The sequence below is a fragment of the Hymenobacter sp. IS2118 genome (assembly GCF_000715495.1).
Taxonomy (GTDB): Bacteria; Bacteroidota; Bacteroidia; order Cytophagales; family Hymenobacteraceae; genus Hymenobacter.
Window position 1 is genome coordinate 1 of sequence record NZ_JNLX01000080.1, and the last position, 708, is coordinate 708.

The 708-nt window shown below is 52.7% G+C and carries 1 protein-coding gene; it reads left to right on the plus strand.

The genetic code is table 11. The annotated features are described in order from the left end of the window. Window positions 1–48 precede the first annotated feature (48 nt). On the plus strand, window positions 49–540 hold the full coding sequence (locus tag GM79_RS06675; RefSeq protein WP_035561158.1) for a hypothetical protein: 492 nt from the start codon (window positions 49–51) through the stop codon (window positions 538–540). Window positions 541–708: the final 168 nt, after the last annotated feature.

Here is a 708-nt window from a genome sequence, read left to right on the forward strand (position 1 = left end):
TAGACTTGTTGCAGCGGCCTAGGCAATGAATAGTGTGGATATTTGAGCATGAAAATCTCCGTTCAAGACTTGAAAACACCTCGTCAATGGCGTTCTGCGTTGGGGTGTGATGCCCATCATTTCGAGCAACTTCTGGCGGTATTCCAGCGGGCCTATGCGGCGTTGCACGAGATGCAACTCGCTGAAAGGATGGTCATTCATCCCGCTGGAACGCGCATGAAGGATGAGGAAGATTTGCTTTTCTTCACCCTGTTTAGTTGCAAATCAGGACTGACTTATGACGTGCTGGGATTGGTCTGTGGCCTGGACGGGGCCACGGCCAAGCGCCGACAAGACGAAGGCTTAGCCGTGCTGCGGGAAGCACTCCGTTTGGCGGGTTGTTTGCCGGAACGCGAATTTCAATCCCCCGCCGAGTTGCAGCGCTATTTTTCTAAACGGCGGGCCGTGCTCGTCGATGCCACCGAATTCGCTACCCAACGACCAGCGGAAAAAACCGCGCAAAAGGCGCAGTATAGTGGCAAAAAAAACGCCACACCCTAAAAGCGCTGATGCTGGCTGATGCCCAGCGAAAAATTATTTATCTCAGCCAGCTGGTGCCCGGGTCAGTGCATGATTTCACGTTGTTAAAACAATTGTTTCCCCCTGACAAGCAGTGGTTTGATGGACTGACGCTGCGATTAGATTCCGGTTTTCAGGGCTTTGCGAAGG